A 23,207-nucleotide genomic window follows, 5' to 3' on the forward strand; every position below is an offset into this window, starting at 1 on the left:
CATCAGAAAACATAGTTTGTATCCTCCCTTCGGCAAGCATGTAGTATGTGTGCGTTAATGGGATTATCCAAGTGTATTGATAATGTTAGAGATAGAATCGAATAATTGGCTAAGTACATCAGAGAACATGTTTTTGCCTCCTCTCTTTTCTTTTTACATCTACTTAACGAAGGGGATGAAGGGTTGGATCACTTTTTTAAAAAAAATTTTAAAAAGAAATGATGGCATAGAAAAAGCACCCGCATATGAGGGTGCTTTTTAGGTTTTTATTTATGCATGAACACGCCATTGGATTTGTCCGCCGTCGCAGGAGAGCTCGGAACTCCCGCCAATCGGCAAGGTGAAGACCGGCTGTGTATGTCCGATATCGACATCGTAAATCACTGGAATGTGTTGAAGCATTGGGTGCTTATCTAGGATGAACCTCAAATGTTCCTCTGTCATTTTGGATTTCTTTTGAAAACGTCCGATGATTAACCCTTTAATGGATTCGGCATGCTGCAAGAGCGAGGCAAGGTCTCTGGCGAATGTTTCAGGAAAGACCAAGTCATCATCTTCTACAAATAAGATGGCATCCTTGATGCGAGGCATAAAGGGTGTCCCTTGCAGTAAGTTCAGTGTACAAAGATTTCCGCCATACAAGGTGCCTTCAGCTGTTCCTTCCTGATAAATCCCCCATGTTGTCGGATGAAACTGCCTATTTACTTGATCAAGATACCACGCATCATCACTCCACTTTGTAGAAGGGGTGAAATCAAATGGCTCGCTACTCATCACGCACGCTTGAAACATGGCTGTCTGCTCCTCTTGTCCTTGTTCCATTTGGAAACTGGAGAAATGAGGGCCTGAGTACGTCACCATGTCACATTTGGCGGTAATGGCGTTTGCAAGTGCGGTAATATCACTGTAGCCGCAAAGAACTTTTGGGTGCTGACGAATCAAATCATAATCTATATAAGGCAAAAGCTCATTGCAGTTAAAGCCGCCGATTGCTGTCAAAATGCCGTCGACTTCATCATTTGAGAATGCCTCATGTAGATCAGATAAACGGTGTTCAATAGAAGAAGAGGAATGCAGATCACATTCAAACACGTGTTGTCCAAAAGAAACAGTGAACCCTAATGCCTCTAAACGTTTTTTCGCCTGAGCCATTCCTTCTTTTGATAAAATGCTGGCACTTCGACTTGGAGCAATTACCCGAATGTGGCTTCCCTTTTTTAAAGCAGATGGTGTACGCATAAATCATTCATCCTTTCCTTCACATATTTTCCATTATATCGGATCAAAACGCTCCAGTCTGTAAAAGCTAAAAGAAAGCAGCAGACCGTGCGTTTCAGACGAGCTGTGCAAAGGGTATGGAAAAGAAAAAGACAGAATGAGGCGGAGAATGTGAAAAAGAGGAGACTGGAATTTCTATTTTTATATTTCATGATATTTGGGGCATATGTGGTGTTTTGGTGGCCAGTGCCGGCGTGGGGTTTTCAGCTTTACGCAGCTAGTTACATCGCCATCATTTTATTTAGTATTATTTCGCTTATGCTAGAGAACCGGACATCACAGCACACGCTGTTATGGATGTATGTACTGATCTTTTTCCCGATCATCGGCTATATGTTTTATTTGTTCTCGGGGCAGCTTTATGTCAAAGGACATTTGTTTAAATCAAAGAGAATGTATAACCGAGAAAAATTACGCAGAATATCAGAGCTTGAGAGTAAGCCGGATGAGACGCGTTTAACCGATAATCAGCGTGCTTTTTTTCATTACACAGAAAAAGCGACAGGGATGCATGTAAATACAAATAGTGATATGGAGATTTTAAAGAATGGAGAGGAAACCTTTCCACGTATTTTTGAAGAATTAAAAAAGGCAAAAACGTTCATCCATATAGAATATTACATGTTCAAATCTGATTTCCTCGGACACCGGATGATGGAGATCCTGATTGAAAAAGTGAAAGAAGGAGTAGAGGTTCGATTCATCTATGATGCGGCTGGCAGCATTCGCTTCTCACGAAAAGATATTAAACGATTGAAGCAGGCGGGAATAAAGGTCGCTCCTTTTCTACCATTAAAATACGGATTCTTTAATCAAAAATTCAATTTCCGAAATCACCGAAAAATCGTGATTATTGATGGAGAAACAGGATTTGTTGGCGGGCTCAATGTCGGGAAGGAATATGTAGGACGCGATGAAAACATCGGCTTTTGGCGTGACACGCATACGATGTTAAAGGGTGAAGCCGTTCAGACACTTCACTCCATATTTATGCTGGACTGGGAGTATGTATCAGATGAAGTGTTAATTGATGATCCGAAGTATCACACCCCGCATCCTGTGACAGGAGAAGATGTCATTCAGGTCGTGCCGACTGGACCTGATATGAAGGAAAGTATGAGTGATTTATATGACGCACTCATTTCGAATGCACAGCAATTTGTTTGGATTGCGACGCCTTATTTTGTCCCAAATGAATCCATTCGCACAGCGTTAAAAATTGCGGCGACAAGAGGGGTGGATGTGCGTGTGATGGTGCCTGAGATTAATGATGGATTTCTCACGCAATACGCCACACGATCTTATTTTTCTGAACTTTTGAAAGAGGGCATCAAGGTGTATCACTATCAAAAAGGATTCATGCATCAAAAGGTCATGATTGCAGATGGAGAGCTTGCCTCTGTCGGAACGGCCAATGTTGATATGAGAAGCTTCCAACTCAATTTTGAGGTCAATGTCTTTACAGCGGCAAAGAAACCGATCGAGCAATTGATGGCTCATTATGAGGAAGATATGAAAGAATGTGAGCAAATGGGGCCGGTTCATTTTTATAAAAGGGGCTTAAAGGAACGTTTAAAGGAATCGTTTGCGCGATTGTTTTCAGGTGTATTGTGAGGGCTTCCAGGGAAAGAAATCATTTCCTGATCTAGTAATTCGATAATGATTCCTCTATAATTGAAAATGATTATCAATTATAGAGGAAGTGAGGTTCTTTTACATATGCTAAAACGCTTTTTTGCCTATTACAGGCCCTATCGTGGTCTGTTCTTTTTAGATTTCTTTTGTGCTGTGGCCGTCGGACTCATGGAACTAGGTTTCCCGCTGATCGTGAACTACTTCATTGATACATTATTACCAACAGGGAACTGGACGGTCATTGCCTGGACCGCACTTGCGCTGTTTGTCATTTACGCACTCAGCTCAGTGATGCAATTTATTGTGTCGTATTGGGGGCACATGCTTGGCATCAATATTGAAACAGATATGAGGAAGAAGCTGTTTGATCATTTTCAGCGTCTGTCCTTCAAATTTTTCGATAACAACAAAACAGGCAAACTCATGTCACGGATGACAAATGACCTCATGTACATTGGTGAGGTGGCTCATCACGGACCTGAGGATTTGTTTATTGCGATTATGACCATTCTTGGCGCCTTTGCCGTCATGCTCATGATTAATTGGCAGCTTGCCATTTTAACCTTCTTGATTATGCCAGTCATCATCTGGTTAGCCCTTCATTTTAATAAAAAAATGACACAGGCGATTACACAGCTGAACAATGACATTGGAGACTTTCATGCAAGGGTTGAAAACAATATTGGCGGTATTCGTCTTGTTCAAGCCTTTGCGAACGAACATTTCGAGAAAAAGCGCTTTGCTGAAAATAACAACCGCTTTCGAAAAGCGAAACTTCTTTCCTATAAAATTATGTCAGTTAACGGATCAATCAGCTATATTCTCACAAGGCTTGTGACGCTGTTTGTCCTTCTGGCAGGTACATGGTTTGTCCTTCAAGGTCAATTAACGGCAGGCGGATTTATTGCCTTTGTCTTGATCACAAATGTGTTATTCAGACCAATTGATAAGATCAACACGGTGATTGAAATGTATCCAAAAGGCATTGCCGGTTTTAAAAGCTATGTTGATTTGCTTGAAACAGAGCCAGATGTGAAGGATACAGAAGGAGCACGTGATATTTACGGATTGAAAGGTGAAATTGAGTATCGAAACGTGACATTTGGCTACGATGAGCACAGTCATGTATTGAAGGATATCAACTTAAAGATCAAACAAGGGGAAACTGTTGCGTTTGTCGGGCCATCAGGAGCGGGGAAATCGACCATTTGTAGTCTGCTGCCTCGTTTTTATGATGTGGACGAAGGAGACATCACCATTGATGGTGTGAGCACAAAATCGATGACCTTGTCCTCTTTAAGACAGCAGATTGGCATTGTGCAGCAGGATGTCTTTTTATTCTCAGGCACCATTCGTGAAAACATTGCGTACGGCAACCTAGAAGCGAGTGATGCAGACATTTGGGAGGCGGTGCGACGTGCTCATTTAGAGGAGCTCGTTCAGCGTTTTCCAGAAGGGTTGAATACGGTCATTGGTGAACGCGGCGTTAAGCTATCCGGCGGTCAAAAGCAACGCCTGTCAATTGCACGGATGTTTTTGAAAAACCCGTCTATTCTTATTTTGGATGAAGCGACGTCAGCACTTGATACAGAAACAGAAAAAGCGATCCAAGACGCACTAAGCGAACTGGCAGTCGGCCGGACGACACTCGTCATTGCTCACCGCCTTGCGACAATTAAACATGCAGACCGAATCATCGTCGTGACAGAGGAAGGCATTGAAGAACAAGGCCGTCACCAAGATTTAATTCAAATGGGCGGTGTATACAGCAGACTGCACGAAGCGCAGTTTGGTCATTGAAGAGAAGTGATTGAATGAGTCCAGCTATTAAGCTGGGCTCTTTTTCATATTGAGATATTTGCAACGCTGGCCATCAGTTTTACTGTCATCATATTTGGCCTGTTTAAGCTGTTAAATTGAAGTGTACTTTATTTTTAAATCTTAGCCCTTTTGAAAAAGGGCTTTTTTTGCTAGGATAGTAAAAACTCGTGTAGGAAGGATCTGATGGAATGAAGGGGCTTCGGCGTTTACAGAAGGGCGATAAAATAGGTATTTATTCTCCCTCAAGTCCAGCATCTGCTACCTCGCCTCTTAGGTATGAGCGGGCGAAGGAATGGCTTGAACAAAAAGGATTCATTGTGGTACCAGGATCATTAACAGGGAAAGAGGATCACTATCGTTCGGGAACGATTCAAGAACGAGCAGCTGAGCTGAATGAGCTGATGGCGAGAGCAGATTTGTCCTGTATCATGTCGATGATTGGAGGGACGAACTCGAATAGTTTGCTGCCTTATCTCGATTTTGAGCTGCTGAAGAAGCATCCGAAAATCATGATTGGTTATTCAGATGCGACGGCGATTCTTTTAGCGGCTTATGAAAAAACGGGTCTTCCTGTTTTTTACGGACCTGCACTTGTGCCGTCTTTTGGAGAGTTTGAACCATTTGTCAATCATACATATCAATCTTTCGAGGATATTCTCATTCATCCGCAGCCCATCCCATATCAGGTGAAAAAACCGCCCTTCTGGACGGAAGAACGGATCAACTGGGAAGAGAAAATACGAGAAAAAGAAAAACGTCCAAACGATTGGATGTGCGTCATTGAAGGGCAGGCAGAAGGCAGACTGATCGGCGGGAACCTAAATGCCATGTATGGCATATGGGGAAGTGAATTCATGCCTCAAATCCAAAAGGGCGATATTCTTCTCATTGAAGATTGTATGAAAACCGCCTCCATCGTCGAAAAGAACTTCTCTCTGTTAAAGATAAATGGTGTGTTTGAACGTGTATCTGGTATCCTCTTAGGGAAACATGAGCTGTTTGATGATGAAGGAACGGGCAAAAGGCCGCACGATCTTTTACTTGAAGTACTGGGAGATACAAAGAGGCCGCTCATTGCGGAATTTGACTGTGCTCATACGCACCCGATGCTCACGATGCCAATCGGTACACAGGTAAAAATGAATGCATCGTCAGGTGAGGTTTGGCTGACAGAAGCATGGATATAAGAAAAAGAGAGCAGCCCTAAGGCTGCCTTTCTTTATGAAGCATTCTCTTTTTCAAATGGTTGAAGAAGGTCTTGTGCCTCTTTTCCTTCTACCACGATTAAATAGTCTGATTCTAAATGAGTAAGCCTAAAGGTTTCTAGCTCTACGATGTTCTTAATGTTGCACATTGTTTTTTTAGAATATACATATAAACGATGCTGAGCGTGTTGGCACTTTTCGTATAGAGAAATAAGCTTATGTAAATTCAATGCTTTCGCAGCAATTCGGATTGAATAGATTTGTGACATCTTCATATCCTCCTGTTAAATACTTTCTCACAATAGCTTTGTTACCCCCGTTGTGATAGAGGTAAACCTTTCTCTACGATTTCCACTCAATGGTGCCCCCGCCCGTCCGCCGATTGCCTCTGATCGCTGACAGCTCCTCAACAAGACGGAGCAAGGCCTGATCCTTTTTCTTTGCCTCAATCATAAAATCCACATCACGACCATACGGCTTTAAAGCTTGAAAAAGTGGCAATACAAAGGACATCTCCACTCCATCCGCATGGCTTCGTATCGCCTTTTCTGATTTTGGTGAGGATAAGTGGATTTTAGGCGGTATGCCAGTATTTGCCCACGTGTCAAACACTCTTGGCAAAATGTCATCAAGTGCCGCATCATCATCTTTGTTTGCAATGTGATGGTGGTAATCAAATACAAACGGGATGCCATGCTTTTCACAAACATCAAGCGTTTCTAATGACGTATAGGTTTTGTCATCATTTTCAAGCGTCATTCTCGCCTTGATATGTGCAGGAAGCTGCTTTATATTTTCATCAAAACGCTGTAAAGCAGATGCCTTGTCGCCATATGCACCTCCGACATGAATGTTCATATAGCCTTCCTTTTCAAGCTTCATGGCCTCAAGCATTTCATAATGATAGGTCATATCGATGACGGCATTTTCTGTAATGGATGGCTTTGGACTTGTGAACAAAGTAAATTGATTGGGGTGAAAGCTCACTCGTAATCCGTGCCGCTTTACGAGTTGACCAATCTCTAGAAATTCTTTGCGAAAGGGTGTCACAAAGTCCCACCGCACCTCAGGATGGGTGGCGAGCGGGACAATCGAGCTTGAAAAACGGTAAAGCGGAATATCATGGGCAATCGCAAAATAAAGCGTTCTTAATGTATTGACGAGGTTGGCTTTCGTCGTTCGTAATAGAGCCTCTGTCCTCTCTTCCTTTGAGAGCTTACTGTATCTTGCAAAGGTCAGCGACTTGGCAGGTGAAGCTTCCCATAAAGTGACGGCGTTGGATACATAACCAAATCGATAACGCATAGGTCAACTCCTTTATAAAAAATACGAGAACAGGGCGCCTATCCACTCAATTGGACGCGTGAGAAGTGGGCGTTGTTTGTATTTTTCTTCAGTCATCAGTTCTGACACTTCCATGTGTTCACGAATCTTTTCCTCTACATGTGCGGTGAAGGTGGAATCATCAATGGCCACATCCACTTCTTCGTTGAAAAACAAACTTCGTTTATCAAAGTTCGCTGTACTGATCATACAACGGCTATGATCGATGAGAATGGCTTTCGCATGATAAAACCCTTTATAAAAACGATACACAAGACATCCAGCAGCAATCAGATCTTTCAAATAATGAAATCCAGCTTCTTTCACAAGCGGGTGATCTGCCTTCATTGGGATGATGATGTCGACAGTCACGCCTCGCTTCCGTGCGTCAAGAAGGGCGCTTAGAAGAGGAGCAGATGGAATAAAATAGGGCGTGCAGATGGTGATTTGCTTTTTCGCCTGTTGAATATCGTGAAGAAATAAGGCTTCTAAAGAAAAACCTGCCGTCGCACGTGTAGTGCACTGTAATGTTCCCGGTTCCAGTGTAGGAAAAACCTCGTATTGCAGCTGGTGAATACCAGATGACCGGTACAAATCATTCAGAAACACGTGCTGGAGGTCTGCGACAACCTGTCCTGTCATGCGCAGGTGATAGTCTTTCCAAATGCCAAACCTGCCGTTTTTCCCTACATATTCATCGCCGATATTAAACCCGCCAATGTAGCCGACCTTCCCATCGATCACCGTGATCTTCCGGTGATTTCTCATGTTCAAGCGATAAATGAAAAAAGGAAAACGTGGTTTGTTTAAAAAGTAAAATTGAATGCCACTTTTCTCGAGCATCTGAATGGATGTTTGATCAAATGGATAGGAGCCTAACCGATCAGTGAGCAAAAAAACCGAAACACCTTGCTCTGCTTTCGCTTTAAGTGCTTGCAGAATCCTTTGCCCAATCTTGTCGTTCTTTACAATAAAGAACATCATATGAATAGAAGAAGAGGCTTGCTGTATATCCGTAAGCAGCTGATCAAACAGTGGTTCGCCATCATGATAAAAAACTGCATCGCCGCTTGTTTGGTCAAAAGACCGTTCAAAAGCATGGGTAGAAAAATATTTTCTCCCTATATAAAGATCTAGCCTGACGAGTAGAACAATGACGAAGACGACGAGTAGAATGATCCATGCGATCATGAAGGTTCCTCCTTTTTTACATATGACGATAGTGTACCCAAATGGGCAAAAAATATTGACTGAATACTCATTCATTATTTATGATAGAGGTACAACATGGAAACGGAACAAAGTGGGTCTTGGGGAATGAAAGGGGGAGCAAGATGAATAGCCTTTTAATTGTTAACTTGATTGCATTTGCGGCAGTGACCGCTTACGCTGTGTATTTGTTTATTTATCTCATTCGAACACGAGCCGCGTATATTCGTCTTGGCAAAAAAGAAGAATTTCAGAAAGACATGAAAAAACGCTTAGAACGTGTTTGGGTGAATGTGTTTGGGCAAAAGAAACTGCTGAAGGACAAGAAGAGCGGCATCATTCATGTGCTGTTTTTCTATGGATTTATTTTAGTGCAGTTCGGAGCCCTTGATTTTATTATGAAGGGACTTGTTCCAGACAGCGGGCTACCATTAGGTCCGCTTTACGGTGTCTTTACGTTCTTCCAAGAGGTAGTCACACTTCTCATTTTAGTGGCGGTGGTTTGGGCATTCCATAGAAGATATGTCGAGAAGTTAGTCCGTTTAAAAAGGGGCTTTAAGTCAGGGCTTGTCCTTTTGTTTATTGGCGGATTGATGCTGACTGTATTACTGGGAAACGGAATGAACATCATTTGGCATGGGCACTCACTATCAGCAACTGAGCCAATTGCTTCCGGCATTGCTTTCTTGCTGGGCTGGCTTTCACCACTTGCGGCAACAATTGTGTTCTATGTCGCATGGTGGGTGCATCTTCTCATTTTACTGACGTTCTTAGTGTACGTCCCGCAGTCTAAGCATGCCCATCTCATCGCTGGTCCGGTCAACGTATTTGTCAGCAGATTGGACCCGCCAGGCAAACTGCAAAAAATTGATTTTGAAGATGAGACACAAGAAACGTTCGGCGTTGGGAAAATTGAAGACTTCCGTCAATCTCAGCTGATTGATCTTTACGCTTGTGTGGAATGTGGGCGCTGTACGAATATGTGTCCGGCGACAGGGACGGGGAAAATGCTGTCTCCAATGGATTTAATTTTACGATTAAGAGATCATTTAACAAATAAAGGGGCTGCCATTACTTCAAAGACACCGTGGGTTCCGCAGCTTGCTTTCAAACAGACGACAGGAAATCAACTGGCATTACAGGCAAGGGGAGCTGGAGCGGAAGAATCTGCGGCGAGCGCAATGTATCATCCTTCTCTCATTGGTGAGGTCATTACAGAAGAAGAAATCTGGGCATGCACGACCTGCCGAAACTGTGAAGATCAGTGTCCTGTCATGAACGAACACGTCGACAAAATCATTGATATGCGCAGATACTTAGTGCTGACTGAAGGAAAAATGGACGCAGATGCACAGCGTGCGATGACAAGCATCGAGCGCCAAGGGAACCCATGGGGATTGAACCGAAAAGAAAGAGAAAACTGGCGTGATCTAAGAGAAGATGTGCACGTACCGACAGTGAAAGAACTGAAAAAAGCAGATCAGACCTTCGACTATTTATTCTGGGTTGGATCGATGGGTGCATATGACAATAGAAGCCAAAAGATTGCTCTTGCCTTTGCAAAACTGCTCAATGAAGCAGGGGTTTCTTTTGCCATCCTAGGCAATAAAGAGAAAAACTCAGGTGATACACCGAGAAGACTTGGGAATGAATTTTTGTTCCAAGAGCTTGCTGCAAAAAACATCGAAGAATTCCAAAAAAATGACGTAACCAAAATCGTCACGATCGATCCGCATGCTTACAATTTATTTAAAAACGAATACCCAGACTTTGGACTTGAGGCAGAGGTGTATCATCATACAGAATTACTGGCAGAGCTAGTAAAAGAGGGGAAATTAACACCTATTCATGAAGTGAATGAGGTCATTACTTTCCACGATTCTTGCTACCTAGGCAGATATAACGAGGTCTATGATCCGCCAAGAGATATTTTAAAAGCCATTCCTGGTGTGACACTGAAAGAAATGGAACGGAATCGTGAATCGGGGATGTGCTGTGGTGCCGGCGGCGGCTTAATGTGGATGGAAGAAGAGACAGGTACTCGAATTAACACAGCGAGGACGGAGCAGGCCTTACAGGTACAGCCGTCCATCATCAGCTCAGGGTGCCCATATTGTTTAACCATGCTTGGGGATGGGACGAAAGCGAAGGAAGTAGAAGAGCAGGTCGGCACATTTGATGTCGCAGAACTTCTTGAAAAATCAGTGTTTGGCGAAACGAGAACGCAGGCTTCATAAAGGTGTCAGGCCGATGGATCGACTGTCCATCGGCCAGTGGACACCGATATTTTATGAACTGTCTAGCATTTATGTAAGCGGTAACAAATAGGAGGGGAAAGAAATGAGCACGACGGTCATTGTATCTGGGGCGAGAACACCATTTGGAAAACTAGGTGGAACTTTAAGTCGTTTGACTGCTGCAGAATTAGGCGGGATGACGATAAAAGCTGCGCTGGAAAGAGCCTCAAATGTTCATGAAGTGGATGAAGTCATCATGGGCAGTGTCCTTCAAGGAGGACAAGGTCAAATTCCTTCAAGACAGGCAGCTAGACATGCAGATCTTCCTTGGTCGGTTCCGACGCAAACCATCAACAAAGTCTGTGCTTCAGGAATGCGCAGTGTCACGACAGCCGATCAAATCATTCGAGCGGGAGATGCTAAGGTGATCGTGGCAGGCGGCATGGAATCCATGTCCCATGCTCCTTATCTTCTGAAAAAAGCACGATGGGGTTACAAAATGGGAGATGGTGCAGTACAAGATGCCATGATTTTAGATGGATTAACCTGTTCGTTTACAGGTGTTCATATGGGTGAGTATGGAAGCATGGCGGCGAAAGAGCTTGGCATTACACGAGAAGAACAAGACCTTTGGGCGTTAAGAAGTCATGAACGAGCCGTTGAGGCGCAAAAAAATGGCTTTTTTAAAAATGAGATCATCCCCGTTACTGTCAAGAATAAAAAAGGAGATCAGCTGATTTCAGAAGATGAAGCCCCGCGGCGTGATACGTCATATGAACGTTTGTCAAAACTGATGCCTGTTTTCGATCAGGCAGGTACGATCACCGCTGGCAATGCACCGGGTGTCAATGATGGTGCAAGTGCGCTTCTATTAATGAAAGACACATACGCCATGCAGCAAGGTGAAAAACCTATGGCAGTTGTGCTTGGGCATGCGCAAGTAGCAGTAGAGGCAAAGGACTTTCCGAAAACACCAGCCTATGCCATCGAAAAAGTGTTAAAGAAAACAGGGAAGCGAGTAGAGGATATCGATTTGTTCGAAATCAATGAGGCTTTTTCAGCGGTTGCATTGGCATGCGAAAAAATTCTTGGACTGGATCGGCGGAAAATGAATGTGAACGGAGGGGCAGTCGCGATTGGTCACCCGATTGGAGCAAGCGGAACACGTATTATATTGACCTTGATCCATGCACTCAGACAAAGAGGCGGCGGGATCGGCATTGCGGCAATTTGCAGCGGCGGGGGTCAAGGTGATGCGATCATGATCAAGGTGGATTAAAAGGGAGGCGTTCATTGTCATGAGTATAGAAGAGACCGTCATGGTCGTTGGGGCTGGGCAAATGGGCTCGGGTATTGCCCAAGTATTTGCACAGTCAGGTTATACCGTCCTGCTCCATGATACGGAAGAGGAGCAGATTCATCGAGCCATTTCCTCTATGACCAAACAATTGACGAAACGAGCAGAAAAAGGAAAGCTGGCACATCAGGCAGTCCGTGATATTACACAGCGACTGGCTGTTTCAACAGATTTAAAGGATGTACAGCAGACGCATTTAGTGATTGAAGCCGCATCTGAACAAATGAAGATCAAAAAACAAATCTTTGAAACCCTCGATCAATTTGCACCTGATGACACGATATTTGCGACAAATACGTCTTCCTTGTCGATCACAGAATTAGCAGCCGTGACGAAACGGCCTGAGAAAGTGATTGGCATGCATTTTATGAATCCAGTTCCCGTGATGAAACTTGTGGAAGTAATCCGTGCGCTACAAACGGATGATGCCACGTACCAATTTGTTTTTGACACCGCAAAGACATTAGACAAAACGCCAATTGAAGTGGAAGACTTCCCTGGGTTTGTGTCAAACCGTATTTTGATGCCGATGATCAATGAAGCCATTTACACCCTTTATGAAGGCGTGGCAGATGTAGAAAGTATTGACGGCATCATGACGCTTGGAATGAACCATCCAATGGGCCCGCTTCGTCTCGCCGACCTCATCGGGCTCGATACTTGTTTATTTATTATGAATACCCTTCACGAGGGTCTTGGAGATAGCAAATATCGACCTTGTCCTCTTTTGAAAAAATACGTGAACGCAGGCTGGCTGGGAAAAAAGACAAAGAGAGGTTTTTACACTTACCACGACCACTCATAGGGGGAGTCAAGATGGATGTGTTGCTGACAGAAAAACAACGTCTTTGGAGAAAACGAGTAGCAGAATTTGCACGCCAGCATGTATTCCCTGAAATAGAAGCGATGGAACAGGGCGTGTTCCCGAAAACGCTTTTAGCTGAAATGGGTCGGCAAGGCTTTTTAGGCATTCCGATCCCAGATAAGTATCATGGATTAGGGGCAGATTTCACAACCTATATCATGGCGATTCATGAATTTTCCAAAGTAAGTGCAACCATCGGTGTCATTGTATCCGTTCATACATCCGTTGTGACGATGCCGATTTTGGCGTTTGGAACGACTGAACAAAAAGAATCCTACGTTCCCAAGCTTGCGTCCGGGCAGAAGCTGGGCGCCTTTTGTCTAACTGAACCGAAGGCAGGATCAGATGCCTCTAGTATTCAGTTGAAAGCAGAGCGGGCAGACGATCACTATGTGTTAAATGGAACGAAAATTTTTATCACAAGCGGCGGTGAAGCGGAAGTCTATCTTGTATTTGCCGTGACAGACCCTGCTTCTGCTAAGAAAAATATATCAGCGTTCATTGTGGAGAAGGGGACACCAGGATTTACGATCGGAAAAGATGAGAAGAAAATGGGCCTGCATGGATCAAAAACAGTCACACTTCATTTTGACGGTGTTCGAATTCCAAAAAAACAGCTGCTCGGTGCAGAAGGAGAAGGCTTTCGGATTGCCATGTCTAGCTTAAATGCGGGGAGAATTGGCATTGCGGCTCAAAGCCTTGGTATTGCAGAAGCCGCATTAGCTGAGGCGGTCACGTATTTAAAGCAGCATCCAGCTGGCCTTGAAACGACCATTCGGTTGGGCGATCTGGGCACCAAGCTGGAAGCGGCAAAACTTCTTGTCTATCAAGCGGCTTCTTATAAAGAGGCCAATCGCCCTGTCACGAAGGAAGCGTCGATGGCGAAGTTATTTGCATCTAAAACAGCGGTTGATATTAGTACTGAAGTCATCCATTTGCTTGGTCTAGCCGGTTACACGAAGCAATACCGAGCAGAGCAGTACTTTCGTGATGCGAAAATTTGTGAGATTTATGAAGGAACAAGTGAAATACAAAGGCTGGTTATTTGTAAACAGCTAATATGAAGTGAGGTGGCTCATGATGCAGTTCCAATTAAGTGACGAACACGAAATGATACAAAAAATGGTGAGAGATTTTGCGAAAAATGAAGTGGAGCCAACAGCAGCAGAGCGAGATGAAACAGAATCGTATGATCCCGCTATTTTTCGTCAAATGGCGGAGCTTGGTTTAACGGGAATCCCTTGGCCAGAAGAAAATGGGGGGATTGGTAGTGATTATTTGGCCTATGTCATAGCGGTTGAAGAGCTCTCACGAGTGTGCGCCTCAACAGGCGTCACCCTATCTGCTCACACATCACTCGCCTCATGGCCAATCTATACATTCGGAACAGATGAGCAAAAGGAGACGTATTTAAAGCCGCTTGCAGAGGGACAGAAGATCGGCGCATACGCACTGACCGAGAGCGGCTCGGGCTCAGATGCCGGCGGAATGAAAACAACAGCAGTAAAAGCAGGGAATGAATACGTCTTGAACGGGGCAAAGATTTTTATTACCAATGGAGGCATTGCGGATTATTATATTGTGTTTGCTGTTACTGACCAGGATGCTTCATCGCGCAATACAACCGCTTTTATTGTAGAAAAAGAGACGCAAGGCTTCTCAATCGGCAAAAAAGAAAGCAAACTGGGCATCCGCTCATCGCCAACGACAGAAATCATCTTTGAAGACTGTCGTATACCCGAAAGGAACCGGCTTGGTCAAGAAGGCGAAGGTTTTAAGATAGCGATGATGACACTTGACGGCGGCAGAAACGGTATTGCCGCACAAGCTGTTGGCATTGCTCAAGGTGCTCTGGATGCAGCAGTCAATTATGCAAAGGAGCGTAAACAATTCGGCAAACCAATCATTCAGCAGCAAGGCATTGCTTTTAAGTTAGCGGATATGGCAACGGCAATTGAGGCCTCAAGACTGCTCACCTATCAGGCAGCATGGCTTGAAACGAAAGGGCTTCCGTATGGGAAAGAATCAGCTATGTCCAAGCTCTTTGCCGGTGATACAGCCATGAAGGTGACGACAGAAGCTGTACAAATCTTCGGCGGATACGGCTATACAAAGGATTACCCAGTTGAACGATACATGCGTGATGCGAAAATCACTCAAATCTATGAAGGTACACAAGAAATCCAGCGGCTGGTCATCTCACGGAAACTGCTAGATATGTAGAAACCAAGTAAAGACCACCTGATATGAGGTGGTCTGTTTTTGTATCAAATGTGAAATCTCTCCAATATGATCTCATATCACCTGATCACTATGGTAAAATTGGGAAAAGAACCAAAATGGAGGTTATCATGATGAACACAACATTTATTGGCATTTTAGGAATCGTCACGATGATCATATGGATTATGGTCTCCACAGAGCTTTCAAAGTCTCCAAAAAGGAAGGAAGAAAAAGAAAACAGCCGCAGAAAACTCATTGTACTCGTGTCTGCGGGCACTTTATTCACCGTACCTTTGGTTTTTTCACTCATTCAGAATATCCAGCTGTAACATATCCATTCGACTAAACCGCTGCTGTCTGTTTTAATTTCACCCATTTGAAAAAAACAAAACGGACAAGCGGTCCCATAATCAACATTTGCAAAGGGAACGCCAACATGACATTATGACCGAAAATCGTTAAGTAATCAGATAGAATCGATTGTGTTTGAAATCCTGTGCTGATGCTTTGAACGACATATCCGCATAATGACATGAGACACACCATCCCAAACACGATAAAGATAGAAAGAGTGAGAATAAAATAGATTTTCTTGCCTTTTGGGGCAAAACGGTTGGCTGCTTTTTTTGCTGAAGGCCCAACAATACACATCTCAATCAACAACGTGATGGCAAAACCGATCACATAGGTGAGTACACCTTCTAACCATGTCATATGTCCAAGCCGTCCATTTAGAAATAGGTTATAAAAGAACATCACTGAAAACATACAAAAACACATCAAGACACCAAATTGTATATCTTCTTTTTTTGTCATTGGCAATTCGATCAACCTCTCAAAATTAGTCTTTTTATTATAGATTTCTGTTTCAATTCGTCGTAAGTGAACATTTTGTGAAGGAATAAATCCCCTTTTTTAAGAAGAGTAAATGGCTTTGTATTCATCAAAAGAGAAGACAAAAAAGCATGCAAAACGTGTGCTCCACACATGAATTATGCCAATTCGGCGCAAATGATTGACCGCTAGAGGCTCCTCTTGTGAAAAAATCAAAAATTAACATCAATAAAGGTGGCATAAACTCCCCTAATTTGTTTATAATGAGAGGTATGGTTTGTCGTAAGAATAAGGTATAAATACTTATTATTTCACTGATAAATGGATACATACATGTAATAGAAAGGGAGTGTCTGACCTTGAGTTTGAAAGAATACTCACAGGAACAGCTCAAACAAATGTCTTTAGTTGAACTTGCTTATGAAATTTTCAGAGACAGCAAAACGCCGATTACGTTTTCCGAGTTAATAGATGAAATGGTCCGTTTACAAGGGATACAAAAATCTGATCTTGATGATCGACTTGCTCAATTTTATACAGACTTAAATATAGATGGCCGCTTTATTTCGTTAGGTGATCAGAGATGGGGACTTCGCAGCTGGTATCCAGTTGATCAAATTGAAGAAGAAGTTCAGCCAGCTGTGAAAACAAAAGCGAAAAAGAAAAAAACAAAAGCTGCTGTCGTTGAAGAAGACTTCGATGATATTGAAGAGGAAGAAGAAATCGACGAGCTTGAAGAAGATCTTGATCTTGTTGAAGACGACGAGGACCTTGACCTAGATGATGAAGAAATCGATGAAGAGATAGAAGACTTCGACGAAGATGATGATGAAGATGATGACGGCTTAACGGAAATTGATGAAGACGATTTAGACGATGATGAGGAAGACAAATAACCCTCACAAACCGGTCCTGAAAACAGGACAAAACCGTCTTGACTTTCCAGAGCGAACTATGTAGTATGTATTTTGGGCTCTCTAAAAAAGAGTACGTAAAGATACGTTCATTTACGCTCCCTTTCATTTATTTGAAAGGGAGCTTTCTTATTTTTCAAGAGATTTAGGGATACACTCTAAAAGGATGAAGCTGTGCATGTCTAGTCATGCAAGGGTAAAAAAGAGAGGAGCATACGAAATGACAAAGTATATTTTTGTAACAGGAGGAGTTGTTTCCTCACTTGGAAAAGGGATCACGGCTGCATCGTTAGGCCGCCTTCTGAAAAATAGAGGGATGGATGTCACCATTCAAAAATTTGATCCATATATCAACGTAGACCCAGGGACAATGAGTCCATACCAGCACGGTGAGGTATTTGTCACAGACGACGGTGCTGAAACAGACCTTGACTTAGGTCACTACGAGCGTTTCATTGACATTAACTTAAATAAGTACAGCAACGTTACAACAGGTAAAATCTACTCTACTGTTTTGAAGAAAGAGCGCCGCGGCGACTACTTAGGTGGAACAGTACAGGTTATTCCCCACATTACAAATGAAATCAAAGACCGTGTGTACCGTGCCGGGAAAGAAACGGGTGCAGATGTGGTCATTACAGAAATCGGTGGAACAGTAGGAGACATCGAATCCCTTCCATTCCTTGAAGCGATTCGTCAAATGAAGAGTGACATCGGCCGTGAAAACGTGATGTACATTCATTGTACTCTTGTTCCTTACATCCGTGCTGCAGGCGAACTGAAAACAAAACCAACACAGCATAGTGTAAAAGAACTTCGTAGTCTAGGTATTCAGCCAAACGTCATTGTGGTCAGAACTGAAATGCCATTGGCACAAGACATGAAGGACAAAATTGCGCTATTCTGTGATATTGATACGAAAGCAGTCATCGAATGTCAGGATGCAGATACCCTTTATTCGATTCCGCTTGATTTACAAAAACAAGGATTAGACAAGCTTGTATGTGAGCACATGAAGCTTGACTGTCAAGATGCGGACATGACGGAGTGGACGGCGCTTGTTGATAAAGTGCAAAACCTTTCAAAACAAGTCACAATTGGTCTTGTAGGGAAATATGTTGAGCTGCAAGATGCATACATTTCTGTCGTTGAATCACTTCGTCATGCGGGCTATGCATTTGATGCGGATGTTCAAATCAAATGGATCAACGCAGAAGAAGTCACAGCAGAAAATATGGCTGATTTCGCTCAAGATGTAGACGGCATTATTGTTCCTGGAGGCTTCGGAGACCGCGGAGTAGAAGGGAAAATCATTGCAACACAATATGCGCGCGAAAACAAAGTGCCATTCTTTGGAATCTGCTTAGGTATGCAAGTCGCATCTATCGAATATGCGAGAAACGTACTAGGTTTAGAGGGAGCACATTCCGCTGAAATTGATCCAGAAACAGCATTCCCAATCATCGACCTTCTTCCAGAACAGAAGGATGTTGATGACTTAGGTGGAACACTTCGCCTCGGCCTATACCCTTGTAAATTAAACGAAGACTCAAAAGCATTTGCTGCATACAATGACGAAGTCGTGTACGAACGCCACCGTCATCGCTATGAGTTTAATAACGAATTCAGACAGCAAATGGAAGCAGCAGGTTTTGTCTTCTCTGGTACAAGCCCAGACGGACGCCTTGTTGAAATCATTGAACTGAAGGATCACCCATGGTTCCTTGCTTCTCAGTTCCACCCAGAATTCATTTCAAGACCAACAAGACCACAGCCGTTATTTAGAGATTTCGTTGGTGCTTCACTACAGGCATCTGAATCAAAATAAAACAAAAAACTGCCGAGAATATCATCTTCTCGGCAGTTTTTTTTATTCATATTCCTCAACGATTTCTTTCACAGTAAACGATAGAGCATGGTAGACATATAAGCAGGTCATCAGTGCAGGATAGCCGAACCTTGTTCCATCTTCAGCAGGCACAAGTGGTTTTTTGAGCTGAAAATCAATGTGGACATCACAATGCTCTTCAATAAATGATGTCTCCTTTTGTGCAGGGCCGACACCGACAATAGGTGTGCCTTGTTCGTGCAGCTCTTTGACAAGGGATTGAATCTCTTGATCTTCTGGATCTGAATAAAATAAAAGCACCCTGTCACTTGGATGAAGTATGCTGCGCTCCTTTTGATCCAGCGGCAGAACCTTCGCACCCGGAAACGGCTCCTTGCTCTCAGATGCCTCTAAGGCTACAGCCGCCAGTTCATTCTTGCCATGAAAATACACGGCATGTCCACTGACAACGGCCTGAGCAAGAAGGCGTGCACCGTCTTCGATCGCTTCGGCCTGCTTATCTCCAATACGTGAAAAAATACCTGATAATTGGGTAGTGAAAATTTTTAACAAGACTCATTTCCTCCTTCTGTCAGATCATTTTATAATAGAATATAAAGAGAATATTAGGAAAAATGCTCAGAAAATGTCGTAAAGTAAACTATTATAATTAAAGGAAATGTGAAAATCAAACAGAATTATTTAACAACAGCTCTTTTTATGGCGAAAAATGAAAGCAATGGGGTGTAACAGATGAATGAGAAAATTTTAATTGTCGATGATCAGTACGGTATTAGAATATTGCTGAATGAAGTGTTTCATAAAGAAGGCTATCAAACCTTTCAAGCCGCTAACGGACTACAGGCATTAGATATTGTGAAAAACCATAGACCAAACCTTGTCCTGCTTGATATGAAAATTCCCGGAATGGATGGCATTGAGATTTTAAAACGCATGAAATTAATTGATGAAGACATTCGCGTGATCATTATGACAGCTTATGGCGAACTAGATATGATTCAAGAGTCTAAAGAGCTCGGTGCATTAACGCATTTTGCTAAACCATTTGATATTGATGAAATCCGTGATGCAGTAAAAGAATACTTGCCGCTCGAAACAAATGGCTAGATGGAAATGATTGAATCAAGTCATTCTGTTGCCGATTTGTCGAATAATTGGTATTCTAGATAAGAAGAAAGCGATCTGACTTTGAAAGTTTACATATGGCGAGAAATTCTGGTCATGCTAGGGTGGAGAGCTTTTTTTAGTAAGCAAATTAGCTACATAGGGAGGATTTTTCATCATGCCTTTAGTTTCAATGACAGAAATGTTGAAAGACGCAAAGGAAAAAGGTTACGCTGTTGGACAGTTTAACTTAAATAACTTAGAATTCACGCAAGCGATTTTACAAGCTGCTGAAGAAGAGAAATCTCCAGTTATCTTAGGAGTATCTGAAGGAGCAGGACGCTACATGGGCGGCTTCAAAACAGTTGTCGCAATGGTAAAAGCGTTAATCGAAGAATATAATGTAACAGTTCCTGTTGCGATTCATTTAGATCACGGTTCAAGCTTTGAATCTTGTGCAAAAGCGATTCATGCAGGATTTACTTCTGTGATGATTGATGCTTCTCACCATCCATTTGATGAGAACGTAGCGACAACTGCAAAAGTAGTTGAGCTTGCACATTTCCACGGTGTATCTGTAGAAGCAGAGCTTGGAACTGTTGGTGGACAAGAAGACGACGTCATCGCTGAGGGCGTTATTTATGCTGATCCAAAAGAGTGCCAAGAGCTTGTAGAACGTACTGGTATTGACTGCCTTGCGCCTGCACTAGGTTCAGTTCATGGTCCATACAAAGGTGAACCAAACCTTGGTTTCGCTGAAATGGAAGAAATCGGTAAAACAACTGGACTTCCACTTGTTCTTCACGGCGGAACAGGTATCCCAACTGCTGACATCAAGCGTGCGATTTCACTTGGTACAGCAAAAATCAATGTAAACACTGAAAACCAAATTGCTTCTGCGAAAGCAGTTCGCGAAACACTTGCTGCAAAAACAGAAGAGTATGATCCACGTAAATATCTTGGACCAGCTCGTGACGCAATTAAAGCGACTGTTATCGGCAAAATGCGTGAATTTGGTTCTTCTAACCAAGCATAATTTGATGAGAACCGAAAGCCGCCTGAGTCACAGGCGGTTTTCTCCATATCATGAGAAAGCGCAATCAAATTTACATTTCAGACAATTTATTGATAGGAGAGTGGCACAGTTATGTTATTTTTCGTAGACACAGCGAATATCGCAGACATCAAAGAGGCACACGAGCTTGGCATTTTAGCAGGCGTGACAACAAACCCTAGTTTAGTAGCGAAAGAAAAGGACGTATCGTTCCACGACCGCCTTCGTGAAATCACTGACGTGGTATCAGGTTCAGTTAGTGCGGAAGTCATTTCCCTCAAAGCAGAAGAAATGATCGAAGAAGGAAAAGAGCTTGCTGCTATTGCACCAAATATCACAGTGAAAATCCCAATGACAACAGACGGTCTTAAAGCAGTCAAAGCGTTAACAGACCTTGGGATTAAAACAAACGTCACGTTGATTTTTAGTGCAAACCAGGCACTTCTTGCAGCTAGAGCTGGTGCGACGTATGTCTCTCCATTCCTCGGCCGCTTAGATGACATTGGCCAAAATGGTCTTGATCTCATTAGTGAAGTGAAAACCATTTTTGATGTTCATGGATTAGATACACAAATCATTGCTGCATCCATTCGTCACCCGCAACATGTGACAGAAGCTGCGCTTAGAGGTGCTCATATCGGCACAATGCCGCTGAAAGTCATCAAGCAGCTGACAAAACACCCATTAACGGATGCAGGCATTGAGCAATTTTTAGCAGACTGGAATAAATAAGTGATTGTGGCAGACGGATACGCATCCGTTTGCCGCAGTTTTCCTTAAATACGCTAAGAAATGTTTTGTGCAAAGAAGAGAACATCACAGCCTCGCAAAGCTTCGATTATTTTTCTTCCGACAAATTTCGTTTAACCTGTATTCTTTCTCTTGATATTGGCTAAATTTTGGACAAGACCTTTTAAAGCGCGACATCCACAAACAGTATAACTCCAACAGTGATCTTCTTTAAGAAGGGAGACAAATATGGAAAAGTTAAACATTGCCGGCGGTGACCCCTTGCGCGGGACCGTACATATTAGTGGTGCGAAAAATAGTGCTGTGGCACTGATTCCTGCCACGATTCTCGCTGATTCTCCAGTAACCATTGAAGGCCTTCCGCATATTTCAGATATTGACACATTACGAGATCTGTTAGAAGAGATTGGCGGAAAGGTCACGTTTGAAAAAGGTGAGATGGTTGTCAATCCTGCCTCCATGATCAGTATGCCGCTTCCTAATGGGAAAGTGAAGAAACTACGGGCATCTTATTATTTAATGGGCGCTATGCTCGGTAGATTCAAGCAGGCTGTCATTGGATTGCCAGGGGGATGTCACTTAGGACCTAGACCGATCGATCAGCATATCAAAGGCTTTGAAGCACTTGGAGCCGAGGTGACAAACGAACAGGGTGCGATTTATTTGCGCGCTGAAAAATTAGTCGGAGCCCGTATTTATCTTGATGTTGTCAGTGTAGGTGCGACCATCAACATCATGCTGGCAGCCGTGCTAGCTGAAGGGAAAACAGTGATAGAAAATGCCGCAAAAGAACCCGAAATTATTGATGTAGCGACACTGCTTGCAAGCATGGGAGCTAAAATCAAAGGTGCGGGGACGGATGTGATTCGGATCGAAGGTGTGGAATCTCTTCACGGCTGCAGGCATTCCATCATCCCTGACCGCATAGAAGCAGGTACATTTTTAATTGCAGGTGCAGCGATGGGGGATGAAGTTGTGCTTGATAATGTGATCCCAACTCATTTAGAATCAATTACGGCGAAACTTAGAGAGATGGGATTCACAATTGAAACAAGCAACGATCAAATGCTGATCGTTGGCAGAAATGAAGGACTCAAGCCTGTCGATATCAAAACCCTTGTGTATCCGGGCTTTCCGACCGATCTTCAACAGCCGATGACGGCTTTGTTAACAAAGGCGAAAGGCACGAGTGTCGTGACAGATACCATTTACTCTGCCCGTTTTAAACACATTGACGAATTGCGTCGAATGGGTGCTAATATGAAGGTGGAAGGAAGATCTGCCATTATTACAGGTCAAACGCAGCTTCAAGGTGCAAAGGTCAAAGCAAGTGATCTGCGAGCAGGTGCTTGTCTCGTTGTTGCAGGGTTAATGGCAGACGGTGTGACCGAAATCACAGGGCTTGAACATATAGACAGAGGATATAGTATGCTTGAGGAGAAGCTTGAAGGCTTGGGTGCAACCATCTGGCGTGAAAAGCTGAATGACCAAGAAATAGAAGAACTTCAAAATTCATAAGGCTTTGACTGTGAGAGGAGATTTGGACAAA

21 protein-coding genes are annotated in these 23,207 nt (G+C 43.2%); 15 read left to right on the top strand and 6 right to left on the bottom strand.

The window, feature by feature from the left end; translation table 11 throughout:
• Nucleotides 1-270 precede the first annotated feature (270 nt).
• Nucleotides 271-1,239: a S66 family peptidase gene (locus tag ACTJJQ_RS11690; protein WP_274660503.1), complete on the bottom strand. Its 969-nt coding sequence runs from the start codon at nt 1,237-1,239 to the stop codon at nt 271-273.
• A gap of 150 nt (nt 1,240-1,389) precedes the next feature.
• Between ACTJJQ_RS11690 and cls (ACTJJQ_RS11695) the strand changes: the two genes are divergently transcribed.
• From cls (ACTJJQ_RS11695) to ACTJJQ_RS11705, 3 genes are all read left to right on the top strand, one after another.
• On the top strand, nt 1,390-2,892 hold the full coding sequence (gene cls, locus ACTJJQ_RS11695) for a cardiolipin synthase (protein WP_025208143.1): 1,503 nt from the start codon (nt 1,390-1,392) through the stop codon (nt 2,890-2,892).
• A 105-nt stretch (nt 2,893-2,997) separates the two neighbouring features.
• On the top strand, nt 2,998-4,713 hold the full coding sequence (locus tag ACTJJQ_RS11700; RefSeq protein WP_041091393.1) for an ABC transporter ATP-binding protein: 1,716 nt from the start codon (nt 2,998-3,000) through the stop codon (nt 4,711-4,713).
• Between the two features lie 209 nt (nt 4,714-4,922).
• Nucleotides 4,923-5,921, top strand: a complete 999-nt coding sequence (locus ACTJJQ_RS11705; protein ID WP_440600219.1) for a S66 family peptidase — start codon at nt 4,923-4,925, stop codon at nt 5,919-5,921.
• 32 nt (nt 5,922-5,953) lie between these two features.
• Here ACTJJQ_RS11705 and ACTJJQ_RS11710 read toward each other — a convergent pair whose 3' ends face one another.
• The 3 genes from ACTJJQ_RS11710 to cls (ACTJJQ_RS11720) all read right to left on the bottom strand — a co-directional run bounded on the left by ACTJJQ_RS11710 (nt 5,954) and on the right by cls (ACTJJQ_RS11720) (nt 8,453).
• Nucleotides 5,954-6,208, bottom strand: coding sequence for a hypothetical protein (locus tag ACTJJQ_RS11710; RefSeq protein ID WP_008343494.1), 255 nt, complete (start codon nt 6,206-6,208; stop codon nt 5,954-5,956).
• Nucleotides 6,209-6,281: 73 nt separating this feature from the next.
• Entirely contained in the window at nt 6,282-7,244 is a 963-nt protein-coding gene (uvsE, locus tag ACTJJQ_RS11715; protein ID WP_268372537.1) for a UV DNA damage repair endonuclease UvsE, read from the bottom strand.
• Between the two features lie 12 nt (nt 7,245-7,256).
• Nucleotides 7,257-8,453, bottom strand: a complete 1,197-nt coding sequence (gene cls, locus ACTJJQ_RS11720; protein WP_213407051.1) for a cardiolipin synthase — start codon at nt 8,451-8,453, stop codon at nt 7,257-7,259.
• Between the two features lie 143 nt (nt 8,454-8,596).
• Here cls (ACTJJQ_RS11720) and ACTJJQ_RS11725 point away from each other — a divergent pair, with 143 nt between their 5' ends.
• The 6 genes from ACTJJQ_RS11725 (at nt 8,597) to ACTJJQ_RS11750 (ending at nt 15,482) form a co-directional block, all read left to right on the top strand.
• Complete coding sequence (locus tag ACTJJQ_RS11725; protein WP_024718768.1) at nt 8,597-10,708, top strand: (Fe-S)-binding protein; 2,112 nt, start codon at nt 8,597-8,599, stop codon at nt 10,706-10,708.
• A gap of 103 nt (nt 10,709-10,811) precedes the next feature.
• Nucleotides 10,812-11,987: an acetyl-CoA C-acetyltransferase gene (locus ACTJJQ_RS11730; protein ID WP_440600220.1), complete on the top strand. Its 1,176-nt coding sequence runs from the start codon at nt 10,812-10,814 to the stop codon at nt 11,985-11,987.
• 19 nt (nt 11,988-12,006) lie between these two features.
• Nucleotides 12,007-12,870 (top strand): 3-hydroxybutyryl-CoA dehydrogenase, encoded by an 864-nt coding sequence (locus tag ACTJJQ_RS11735; protein WP_007497692.1) that lies wholly within the window; start codon nt 12,007-12,009, stop codon nt 12,868-12,870.
• An 11-nt stretch (nt 12,871-12,881) separates the two neighbouring features.
• Nucleotides 12,882-13,994 carry an acyl-CoA dehydrogenase family protein gene (locus ACTJJQ_RS11740; RefSeq protein WP_048002972.1) on the top strand — a complete coding sequence of 371 codons (1,113 nt, stop codon included), beginning with the start codon at nt 12,882-12,884 and terminating at the stop codon, nt 13,992-13,994.
• A 16-nt stretch (nt 13,995-14,010) separates the two neighbouring features.
• Nucleotides 14,011-15,153, top strand: coding sequence for an acyl-CoA dehydrogenase (locus ACTJJQ_RS11745; RefSeq protein ID WP_017360057.1), 1,143 nt, complete (start codon nt 14,011-14,013; stop codon nt 15,151-15,153).
• 128 nt (nt 15,154-15,281) lie between these two features.
• Nucleotides 15,282-15,482, top strand: a complete 201-nt coding sequence (locus tag ACTJJQ_RS11750; RefSeq protein WP_226650561.1) for a hypothetical protein — start codon at nt 15,282-15,284, stop codon at nt 15,480-15,482.
• A gap of 13 nt (nt 15,483-15,495) precedes the next feature.
• Here ACTJJQ_RS11750 and ACTJJQ_RS11755 read toward each other — a convergent pair whose 3' ends face one another.
• Entirely contained in the window at nt 15,496-15,969 is a 474-nt protein-coding gene (locus tag ACTJJQ_RS11755; RefSeq protein WP_370539276.1) for a DUF2798 domain-containing protein, read from the bottom strand.
• 377 nt (nt 15,970-16,346) lie between these two features.
• Between ACTJJQ_RS11755 and rpoE the strand changes: the two genes are divergently transcribed.
• Both rpoE and pyrG read left to right on the top strand, forming a co-directional pair.
• The gene (gene rpoE / locus ACTJJQ_RS11760) at nt 16,347-16,883 is read left to right on the top strand and encodes a DNA-directed RNA polymerase subunit delta (protein ID WP_035389808.1); all 537 of its coding nucleotides are present in this window, start codon (nt 16,347-16,349) and stop codon (nt 16,881-16,883) included.
• Between the two features lie 238 nt (nt 16,884-17,121).
• Nucleotides 17,122-18,729, top strand: coding sequence for a glutamine hydrolyzing CTP synthase (gene pyrG / locus ACTJJQ_RS11765; protein ID WP_017360053.1), 1,608 nt, complete (start codon nt 17,122-17,124; stop codon nt 18,727-18,729).
• Between the two features lie 42 nt (nt 18,730-18,771).
• On the opposite strand, the gene ACTJJQ_RS11770 is transcribed toward pyrG, so the two are convergent.
• Nucleotides 18,772-19,302 carry a DUF2529 domain-containing protein gene (locus tag ACTJJQ_RS11770; protein ID WP_035389805.1) on the bottom strand — a complete coding sequence of 177 codons (531 nt, stop codon included), beginning with the start codon at nt 19,300-19,302 and terminating at the stop codon, nt 18,772-18,774.
• Nucleotides 19,303-19,482: 180 nt separating this feature from the next.
• On the opposite strand from ACTJJQ_RS11770, the gene ACTJJQ_RS11775 reads away from it, so the two are divergent.
• From ACTJJQ_RS11775 to ACTJJQ_RS11790, 4 genes are all read left to right on the top strand, one after another.
• Nucleotides 19,483-19,857 carry a response regulator gene (locus ACTJJQ_RS11775; protein ID WP_003214681.1) on the top strand — a complete coding sequence of 125 codons (375 nt, stop codon included), beginning with the start codon at nt 19,483-19,485 and terminating at the stop codon, nt 19,855-19,857.
• Nucleotides 19,858-20,032: 175 nt separating this feature from the next.
• Nucleotides 20,033-20,890, top strand: a complete 858-nt coding sequence (locus ACTJJQ_RS11780) for a class II fructose-bisphosphate aldolase (RefSeq protein ID WP_007497678.1) — start codon at nt 20,033-20,035, stop codon at nt 20,888-20,890.
• Between the two features lie 111 nt (nt 20,891-21,001).
• Nucleotides 21,002-21,640 carry a fructose-6-phosphate aldolase gene (fsa, locus tag ACTJJQ_RS11785; protein WP_003215343.1) on the top strand — a complete coding sequence of 213 codons (639 nt, stop codon included), beginning with the start codon at nt 21,002-21,004 and terminating at the stop codon, nt 21,638-21,640.
• A gap of 246 nt (nt 21,641-21,886) precedes the next feature.
• Nucleotides 21,887-23,176 (top strand): UDP-N-acetylglucosamine 1-carboxyvinyltransferase, encoded by a 1,290-nt coding sequence (locus ACTJJQ_RS11790; RefSeq protein ID WP_007497673.1) that lies wholly within the window; start codon nt 21,887-21,889, stop codon nt 23,174-23,176.
• The last annotated feature ends 31 nt before the right edge of the window (nt 23,177-23,207 follow it).

It is taken from the genome of Bacillus sp. 22483 (genome assembly GCF_052044605.1).
In the GTDB taxonomy this organism is placed as follows: Bacteria; Bacillota; Bacilli; order Bacillales; family Bacillaceae; genus Bacillus; species Bacillus altitudinis.